This is a genomic window from Pseudomonas sp. OV546, from assembly GCF_900116845.1.
Taxonomy (GTDB): domain Bacteria; phylum Pseudomonadota; class Gammaproteobacteria; order Pseudomonadales; family Pseudomonadaceae; genus Aquipseudomonas; species Aquipseudomonas petroselini.
The window spans coordinates 55,230-64,410 of record NZ_FPCE01000023.1; the positions used below are offsets into that span (position 1 = coordinate 55,230).

Annotated in this window: 8 protein-coding genes and 3 pseudogenes; 4 read left to right on the plus strand and 7 right to left on the minus strand. The window is 57.5% G+C overall.

Annotated features, from left to right (window positions below):
* Positions 1–138 precede the first annotated feature (138 nt).
* Positions 139–1,299 (plus strand): AAA family ATPase, encoded by a 1,161-nt coding sequence (locus tag BM403_RS30295; protein WP_046034576.1) that lies wholly within the window; start codon positions 139–141, stop codon positions 1,297–1,299.
* Between the two features lie 96 nt (positions 1,300–1,395).
* Here BM403_RS30295 and BM403_RS30300 read toward each other — a convergent pair whose 3' ends face one another.
* The 7 genes and pseudogenes from BM403_RS30300 to BM403_RS30335 form a co-directional block, all read right to left on the minus strand.
* The gene (locus BM403_RS30300) at positions 1,396–2,250 is read right to left on the minus strand and encodes a transporter substrate-binding domain-containing protein (protein ID WP_046034575.1); all 855 of its coding nucleotides are present in this window, start codon (positions 2,248–2,250) and stop codon (positions 1,396–1,398) included.
* The gene (locus BM403_RS30305) at positions 2,247–3,023 is read right to left on the minus strand and encodes an amino acid ABC transporter ATP-binding protein (RefSeq protein ID WP_046034574.1); all 777 of its coding nucleotides are present in this window, start codon (positions 3,021–3,023) and stop codon (positions 2,247–2,249) included. The genes BM403_RS30300 and BM403_RS30305 overlap by 4 nt, the downstream gene beginning before the upstream one ends.
* Positions 3,020–3,679 carry an amino acid ABC transporter permease gene (locus BM403_RS30310; protein ID WP_012721653.1) on the minus strand — a complete coding sequence of 220 codons (660 nt, stop codon included), beginning with the start codon at positions 3,677–3,679 and terminating at the stop codon, positions 3,020–3,022. The genes BM403_RS30305 and BM403_RS30310 overlap by 4 nt, the downstream gene beginning before the upstream one ends.
* Complete coding sequence (locus tag BM403_RS30315) at positions 3,660–4,325, minus strand: amino acid ABC transporter permease (protein ID WP_093546796.1); 666 nt, start codon at positions 4,323–4,325, stop codon at positions 3,660–3,662. Before BM403_RS30315 ends, BM403_RS30310 begins: the two co-directional genes overlap by 20 nt.
* Before the next feature lie 1,377 nt (positions 4,326–5,702).
* A pseudogene (locus BM403_RS30330) lies at positions 5,703–6,409 on the minus strand (AAA family ATPase); the annotation flags it as partial.
* Positions 6,389–6,800, minus strand: a pseudogene (locus tag BM403_RS32020) (IS481 family transposase); the annotation flags it as partial. The pseudogenes BM403_RS32020 and BM403_RS30330, both read right to left, overlap by 21 nt.
* 188 nt (positions 6,801–6,988) lie before the next feature.
* Positions 6,989–7,555, minus strand: a pseudogene (locus tag BM403_RS30335) (recombinase family protein).
* Positions 7,556–7,751: 196 nt separating this feature from the next.
* On the opposite strand from BM403_RS30335, the gene BM403_RS30340 reads away from it, so the two are divergent.
* The 3 genes from BM403_RS30340 to BM403_RS32340 all read left to right on the plus strand — a co-directional run bounded on the left by BM403_RS30340 (position 7,752) and on the right by BM403_RS32340 (position 8,838).
* Positions 7,752–8,024, plus strand: coding sequence for a CopG family ribbon-helix-helix protein (locus tag BM403_RS30340; protein ID WP_012721651.1), 273 nt, complete (start codon positions 7,752–7,754; stop codon positions 8,022–8,024).
* A gap of 26 nt (positions 8,025–8,050) precedes the next feature.
* Entirely contained in the window at positions 8,051–8,305 is a 255-nt protein-coding gene (locus BM403_RS30345; protein WP_232504874.1) for a type II toxin-antitoxin system RelE/ParE family toxin, read from the plus strand.
* Positions 8,306–8,559: 254 nt separating this feature from the next.
* On the plus strand, positions 8,560–8,838 hold the full coding sequence (locus BM403_RS32340; RefSeq protein WP_224265917.1) for a transposase: 279 nt from the start codon (positions 8,560–8,562) through the stop codon (positions 8,836–8,838).
* Positions 8,839–9,181: the final 343 nt, after the last annotated feature.

The window sequence follows — 9,181 nt, forward strand, 5'->3', positions numbered from 1 at the left end:
GGTTAAGGGCAAGACGTACCCTGTGGCGAGGGAGCTTGCTCCCGTTGGACTGCGAAGCAGTCCCAAAAGGTTATGATCCTTGTGCAGGCCGTTAGGGCCTCGCGCGGGGCAAGCCCGCTCACTACAGGTCGGTGACCGATGCTCAAGACCCTCGCGGTGGCCAATTACCGCTCGATCAACAAATTGGTGGTGCCCCTGGACCGGCTGAACCTGGTCACCGGCCCCAACGGCAGCGGCAAGTCCAACTTGTACCGCGCCCTGCGCCTGCTGGCGGAAACCGCCCAAGGCGGGGTGATCAATGCACTGGCCCGTGAGGGCGGGCTGGACTCCACCTTCTGGGCCGGCCCGGAAACCATCAGCCGGCGTATGCGCAACGGTGAGGTGCCGGTCGAGGCCGTGGTGCACCAGGGCGTGAAGCGCTTGCGCCTGGGGTTTGCCGGGGAGGATTTCAGCTACGCCATCTCACTGGGGCTGCCCGAACCGAGCCGGTCGTTTTTCTCCCTGGACCCTGAGGTGAAGAAAGAATGCATCTGGGCGGGCCAGATCTACCGCCCGGCCAGCCTGCTGGTGCAGCGCTCAGGGCCGATGGTGCGTGCCCGTGACGGTCGCAACTGGGATGTACTGGCCCAGCACACGCCCAACTACCACAGCCTGTTCGACCAGGTCGGCAGCCTGCGCGGCTCGCCGGAAGTGCTGCTGCTGCGCGAAAGCATTCGTGGCTGGCGCTTTTACGATCACTTTCGCAGCGATGTCGATGCGCCGGTACGCCAGCCACAACTGGGCACCCGCACGCCGGTGCTGCACCACGACGGCCGCGACCTGGCGGCGGCGTTGCAGACCATTCGCGAGATCGGCGACCCCGAGGCGCTGCAGCGGGCAGTCAGCGACGCATTCCCCGGCGCACGCCTGAACATTGAACCGTTACAGGGCGGACGCTTCGCGATTGAGTTCTATCAGGAGGGCTTGCTGCGGCCACTGTCAGCGGCGGAATTGTCCGACGGCACCTTGCGTTACCTGCTGCTGATCGCAGCGCTGCTCACGCCTCGGCCACCCACCATGATGGTGCTGAACGAACCGGAGACCAGCCTGCATCCGGACCTGCTACCCGCGTTGGCGCGCTTGATCATCCAAGCCTCCCAGCAGTGCCAAGTGTGGGTGGTGTCACACGCCAGCCGGTTGATTGCGGCGTTGCAGCAGGACCAGGCGTGTAATTCGATTGTGTTGGAGAAGGTGATGGGAGAAACCCGGATCGTGGGCCAGGGGATTTTGGATGCGCCGGCTTGGCATTGGCCGGAATAGGGGGTGACTGGGGGACTCATCGGGGCAAGCCCCCTCCCACACTTGAATGTATTCACAGATCAATAATGTGGGAGGGGCTTGCCCCCGATAGCGGTATCAACCCTGCCACTTCCCGCCTTCAACAATCACACTCTCAGGCTGGGTGTCATCGCTCAGCTCTTTACGCACATATTGGTCGTACAGCTTGAGCAAAAACTTTTCCTCACCCAACTTCGCCAACTCGGCATTCACCCAGTCACGCAGTTCGACGTTGCCCTTTTTCACCGCTGGCGCAATCGGCGCTTCATCACCGAGTTTTTCTTCCAGCACGCGGTAGCCCGGGTTCTGCTTGGCCCAGCTGAACAGCACCAGATTGTCCTGAGCGTAGGCATCACCCCGTCCAGCCGACAGCGCCTGCAACGACTCGGAGTTCTTCTCGAACTTGAGCAGTTTCCAGTCCGGGTGGTTCTTAGTCAGCCAGATATCAGCCGTGGTGCCGGTGGTCACGATGGTGGTGCGGGTGGCCAGGTCATCCAGGCTTTTCACCGAGCTGTCCTGAGGCACCAGGGCCTGTACCGCAACTTTCAAGTTGGGGTTGGTAAAGTCCACCGCTTCCTTGCGCTCCGGCGTCACCGTCATGTTGGCGAGGATCAAGTCGACCTTGTCGCTTTGCAGGAACGGAATACGGCTGGCCGGCTCGACGGCGACAAACTCAACCTTGTTTTCATCGCCCAGCAGGTCCTTGGCGAATCGGCGGCCGATGTCGGTATCGAAGCCGACATAGCGGCCTGCTTCGTTGACGAAGCCGAACGGTGGCTTATCGGTGAAGACGCCGACAATCAGCTTGTCCCGCGCCTTGATCTTGTCGATGTAGCTCACGGCGGCAGCCGTAGGTTTGGTGGGCTCTTCAGCCCTCTTATCGCAGCCGGCCAGCAGGGCGACGGCCAACAGTGGCAGCAGTAACTTTTTCATATCAGCTCCAGTTCCTGGGTCTTTTTGGGCAGTGTTGAAACAAAGGAAAACTTCTCCAGGAACTGCTGCGCGCGTGCGGTTTGCGGGTTCTTAAAGAATGCTTCGGGGGTGTTGTGTTCAAGGATGCGACCGGCCTCCATGAACACCACACGGTCGGCGACGGCGCGGGCGAAGGCCATTTCGTGGGTGACGATCAACAGGGTCATGCCATCGCGGGCCAGGCCCTGGATCACTTCCAGCACTTCCTTGACCATCTCCGGGTCGAGGGCGGCGGTGACTTCGTCAAACAGCATGACCTGGGGGTTCATGCACAACGAGCGGACGATGGCGATGCGTTGCTGCTGGCCGCCGGACAGCTGACGCGGGAAGGCGTCGCGCTTATCGGCCAGGCCTACGCGATCGAGCAGTTTTTCTGCCTGTTCACGGGCTTCACGGGGGTCACGTTTTTGTACTTTCAAGGGGCCAAGCAAGATGTTATCGAGCACGCTCATGTGCGGGAACAAGTGGTAGCTCTGGAACACCATGCCCACGTCCTGGCGCACCTGGCGCCAATCGGTGCTGTTGTCCAACAGCTCTTTGCCGGCGAAACGCAGGCTGCCGCTGTGTGCGACTTCCAGGCCATTGAGGCAACGCAGCAAAGTGCTTTTGCCGCAGCCGCTGGGGCCGAGGATCACCACCACTTCGCCGCTTTGCACGCTCAGGTCGATGCCCTTGAGCACCTGCTGGTCGCCGAAAAATTTGTTGAAACCCTGGAACTCGATCAACGCACTCATGTTTGGGCCCAGCGCCGTTCCAGCACCTTGGAGGCGGCCGACAACGGGTAGCAGATAAAGAAGAAAAACAGGAACAGCACGCCGTAGATCAACACGGACTCATAGGTGCGCTCGATGATTTGCTGACCGACCTTAATCACGTCCACCACGCCGATCAGCACCGCCAGGGAGCTGGTCTTGATGATGCGCGTGTAGACGTTGATGGTCGGTGGCGTCATGCGTTTGAGGGCCTGGGGCAGCAGCACGTAGCCGTACAGTTGCGGGTCGGACAGCCCAATCGACAACCCCGCTTCACGCTGGCCACGGGGCAGCGAATGCAACGCACCGCGCACCACTTCGCCAACCTCGCTGGCGCCCCACAACGACAACACCAGCACGGCGCACCAGAAACTCGGGATGCTCAGGCCAAAGAAAATCGGCAGGCCGAAAAACAGCAGGTACAGCCACACCAGCACCGGAATCGCGCGGAACAACTCCAGGTACACCCGTAGCACAGCGTTGATCAGCCGGTTGTTCAAGGTGCGCAGCACGCCATACAGCACGCCGCCGACAGTACTGAAGGCGATGCTCAAAAACGAAATCGACAGGGTCTGCGCAGCGCCCTTGCCCAGTTGCGGCAACGACACCCACAACAACTCAAGACCCGAACTGGCCATGCTGGAGCCTCCTTTCCAGGCGGCTGAGCAGCAGCGACAGTGGCAGGAACAGCAGCACGCAAATCAGCGTCAGCACGGCAAGCATTTCGTAAGTCTTGTAGTAAAGGGCGATGTAGCTTTTGGTGGTGTAGAGAATCTCCGGCACCGCCACGGCGGAGACCACGGTGGTCTCCTTGAGCAGGAAGATGAAATTGGCGAACAGCGCCGGCAAGCTGAGAATGCAGGCCTGGGGCAGGATCACGTGGCGCAGCAGCTGCCAGTCGGACAGGCCGATGGACTTGCCCGACTCGATCTGCGCCAGCGGCACCGCTTCCACACCGGCGCGCAGCACTTCGGTGAGGTAGGCGCCGCCAAGGAACGTCATGGTGATGATTGCCGCCCAGAACCCGGAAATATTGAAGCCCAGGGCCGGTAGCGCGAAGTACACGAAAAACAGTTGGATCAGCAGCGGCGTGTTGCGCGCCAGCTCCACATATAGCGCCACCAGGCGCGACAGGTACGGCGTGCGAAACACCAGCAGCGCCGCGTTGATCAGCGCCACCAGCAAGGAGGTGACAATGGCGATCAAGCCCACTTGCAGCGTCACCCCCACGGCCTTTAGAAACGCCGGCAAGGTGCTGAGGATAAAAGCGAAATCGAAGGTCATTTCTAGTCCATGACGCCGCAGGGGTAATGCGGCGAGCGCCGTCCGATCCAGCGTGGGTAACGCCGGGTAGCGCGAACTTTAAAGGTATAAAAAGTAAAATTTAAATACCTAAATAGCATATTCATATCACCCAAAAAGATAACCGTCGAATTCGCGGGTTTGGCAGGTGACAGCTATGGTTGGGGGGTCTGTATTTCGAGGGATTGAATAATGAACCCAACAACACCAATCGATCCAAAGGAACTGGTGAAGTGGCTGGTGGCATTGCACCGGGCGATCAATAGCTGTAGTGGCTTGCAATCGAAAACAGCCGTGCTCGCAATCAGCGCAATTTTCGGCTCAGATTAACTGCGACTGTCGGAGCCGTCTGGCTCAGATTAATTGCGAGCGAGCCTGCATTCAGCCGCATCGGCTTGCATTCCATCGTCTCCGGCTCACATTAACTGCAGCTGGTCGGTTCGAGGTTGTAAGCCGGAACCGCCGAATTTTCTGTCAGACAATTAACATGGCTTGTCTAGTGCTCGGTCGATGCGTTCCTGCATCACCTGGATGACTTCTTCTTGGGTATACAACTTGCCGTTGGGGTAGTCGGCCTCATGGAGAGTTCTCTCGATCTCGCGGGTCATCCGCTCATACTTCTTCTGGCCACAGCATTTGCTCCCTGCGCAACGACGCCTGCCCATAGCGAAAAAATATAAGAAACTGTCATTTCTTACAGGTGCGGGTAAAAATAAAGTCCTCTAACCTCTCTCATGCATATGCAATAAAGCAAAATGAATAGATCAACAAAGCCTATGCGTTTTTTATTGCACTATGCAAACTAAAACACACGCATTGACAAACAACACTGATCGCATTTGCTGCGAAAAAAATAATGGAGAAACTAATATGGCAGTTACAAGTATTAAACTAAACTACTGTTCCTCACCAGGAAGTGCTGTAATTTCCGGCACCGTTAACCGGCCGCACGACCCAGTTTACGCATGTATTACAGGTAGCGGGGGGCTTCTGGGGTCCACTATGGCTGATGCGGCGGGGAATTTCATTCTTAACATTTCTGCTCCACCAAATACGTATAGCGCCCAACTAACAGATGTGCCAGGCGGTAGCGGGACTTGGAGTACCCCTATCATAATTACTACTCAATAACGACATCATCCGATTATATGGAGTGTTGACTTAGTTTGATGGCCGCCTTGCGGTTTATACCAGCCAGTTAAGCTGGCTGGTTTTTATTTGCGGTCATAATGCATAAGGCATAAAGCCCCCCTGACTTCAATACATAAGTGTAGCGGCTTGCAATCGAAAACAGCCGTTCTCGCAATCGGCGCAGTTTTCGGCTCACATTAACTGCAACTGACCGGTCTTCGGCCCGAATCAAATCGGCAGCCCTGCGGCCAGCATTTTGTCACGCAGTTCAGCGGCTCGGGCCGGATCAAGCGCGTTGCTGAACAGCGCTTTGATCTCGGTGGGCGTGGCGTCGAACTGCTTGAATTTGCAACGGCGTGCGCAGCTTGGTGGCGAGTAGCTCAATTGCTTCCTCGGTCAGAATCGATTCAGCCTCGACCTTGTCCTCCGTGCAGGTTTCCAGCAGCCAGTGAATGTACTCACGCTGACTGCCGGCGATGCCGTCGAGCAAGAAGATGTCAGTGCGGTAGCCGATTTCCTCCATCGTTCGGCGACGCAGGTCGTTACGCAGTTTGGGATGCCCGGCCAGCACCACCGATAGCCGGCCGTCGCCGTCCTCGACCAGCTCCATCAAGCGCTTGAGCCCTGTTAGGGTATGCCCGTTGAGGTCATGGGCCTCATCCACGAACAGGGCCACCGGGCGCTTGTTCTTCCTCACCAGTTCGCGCAAGTCACGCTCACGCTTTTCGGCCTGGGTCAGAATGCGCACCTGCTTTTCGGTAGACAAGTCGTAGGAGCGCAGCGATGAAGGTGGCCAGCTTGATGCTGAGTTTCTCGATGGCTAGGGATTTGGAGACGGTGATTTTCTTCTCCGCCTCCATCACCTGTTGAAGTCGTCGCAGCATCACAGTTTTGCCGCTGCCAATGACACCACAGAGTGCAATCAGGCGGCGTTCGGGCTCGCGGGCAAAGCGGCAGAATTGTTCCCAGGTACGCATCTCACGAATGCCTTCATCGGTCAGATTGAACTGCCAGTCCTCAATTCGTGAATGCGCTCGCTGCGATGGCTCTGCACATTGTAGGTGCGCACCAGGTAACGCATCAGCCATTCGTTGGCCCGCGCTTGTGGAAGTGATACAGCGTCTCATGGGCTTCCTTGACGGTGCGAAATGGCCGTTCAACCTTGCCCTTTGAGCGAGCAGTTGTAAGTGTTCCATCCTTGCCGGCGGGAATATGTGTCTGCCACTTGATGCCCAGTGCCTGCATGACGTTCTGGAAAACGCGGCGCTTGGCCACCCGGCCATTGCCCAGGTAGATCATCTTCGGGCGGCCTTGGAACGGAAAGTTGGAGTAGGCACTTCGGCACGGTGAGCCGCATGGGGTTTATGGATAAGGTTCAACGCCCGGTACACGGTGCTGGGAGACACGCCACACAACTCCGCTATCGCGGCCACCTGGGTAGCTCGCTCCGGCTTTTCTTCGGCAAACGGTCGAGCCGCTGCCGCAACTGCGTCAGCGATTCGTCAGGGATGGCGCTATGCCGCCCGCTGGGCATTGCGCTCGGCCTCGGTCAGATAGTTGTAGAGCGTCGAAAGTCCGATTCCCATCAAACGGCAGATCTCTGCCACGGTGTGTTTTCGCTCGCGGTACAGGCGCAAAGTCAGTTCTTGCTTGGCGGGTCGAGCCTTTTCTTACGCCCGCCCTTACGCCCGCGTGCTCGTGCTGCTGACAACCCCCGCTTGGGTGCGCTCACGAATCAAGTTGCGTTCGAACTCGGCCAGGGCACCGAACAGCTGAAATATCAAACGTCCAGCACTCGAAGCGGTGTCGATGCTTTCTTGCAAGCTGACGCTAGCGGCGTCCAACTGCCCGACCAACCGGATCAAATCCTTCAGCGAGCGACCAAGACGATACAGACGCCAAAGCACTAAGGTATCTCCTCGGCGTAGCGTGGTCAGCAAGGCAGTCAAACCTACTCGCTCGGCTTTGGCACCGCTGGCGGTGTCTTCGAACACGCGCTCACAGCCTGCTTTCTCCAATGCATCGCGTTGCAGATCGAGGAGTTGGTCGTCGGTTGAGACACGGACATATCCAATCAGCATGGTTTCGTCCATATATTCAATGAAAATTCGGTGTAGTCGGATATTGAAAATTGGAAGCTGTTACTGGATACAGATAATGCGGCGTCCGGAGCGGACGATCTCATCTCAACCTGATGCCCAACAAACCTACGTTTGACGGACAGGGTCGGCAGAACTAGAGTATCACTAGGTATTACTCTGTAATAGGAAGCCAACTATGGCCACGTCTCTCAAGATTGATGACACCCTAAAAGGTCGCGTCCAGCACCTCGCCAGCCAGCGCCGCCGCTCGTCCCACTGGATCATGCTCGAAGCCATCCAGCAATATGTCGAGCGTGAGGAAGCCCGCGAGAGCTTCAAGCAGGAAGCCTTGGCATCCTGGGCGGCCTATCAGGAAACCGGTCGGCACCTGACCGGCCAGGAAGTGCGTACCTGGTTGAACACCTGGGGCACCGAAGACGAAAAGGCGGTGCCTGAGTGCCGCAAGTAATCGTCACCGAAGACGCGGCGCAAGGATTGGAGCGATGCCGACAGTTCTTGGCCGCAAAGGCGCCGGAAGCCGCGAAGCGGGCCGGTCAGGCCATCGAACGGCAATTCTTGCTACTGGAAACAGCCCCCGACATTGGTCGGCCATTCCCTGAAATGCCAGAGCTGCGCGAGTTGGTGATTGCTTTCGGGGATTCTGGCTATGTGGCCCTGTATCACCACGAGCCGACCGCTGATGCGGTGTATGTCCTGGCATTCCGACACCAAAAAGAGGCGGGAAACTGATGAGCATAAACGAATTCCGCCAACTGGCCGCGAGGATAGATCAGCAGATGCTGCAACTCGCCGTCGAAGGTGTCATCGAGGCGTAGGCCGTCATCAATCGCATGATGGGACACGTGCATCAAATTTGGGTCAGTACGTCCGACCAGCAGCTCATGGCGCTGTCCCACGAGCTCCCTGGGTTCTACCGCTACGCCCGTATCATGGAAGAAGCATCCGAAGCCTAACGCAACAAGCCATCGCGGCCCTATCACGGCATGGCCGAGTTCTCCGAACAGCATAAGCAAATGGGGGCTCAACTGCTGACAATGGCAGCCACGCTGAAGCGCGGCTATCAGGCACTTCATGCGGGCGAGAACCTGCAAGTTCTCCAGCCACATATCAAGGATCTGGAAAGATTGCATGGGCAATGGCTGTCTGACTTGGACAACTTCAAGACCTCCCTACGTGAGCAGGGAGCAGAACCCAAGGTGCTGGACTACGCGAACGAAGCATTCGGACGATGGGTGGAGCGCATCAAGCAGCTTGCCAGTTGAATAGCCTCTGTCACCAGCAATGCAAAAGTGACCTCTTGGGCTGCCTGAGGGGGAGGATGTTCAGTTGCAGTTAATGTGAGCCGGAGACGATGGAATGCAAGCCGATGTCGCTGAATGCAAGCTCGCTCGCAATTAATCTGAGCCGAAAACTGCGCTGATTGCGAGCACGGTTGTTTTCGATTGCAAGCCGCTACAAATAGCAGAGCCCTGTAAAACACCGAAATATCCGCTGTGAGATGAAGATCAAATGTGGGAGGGGGCTTGCCCCGGTACAAACCGGGGACATCGTTTACATTTCTAACCGGGGACATGGTTTACAGGTTAATACGCATGATCAGGAGGT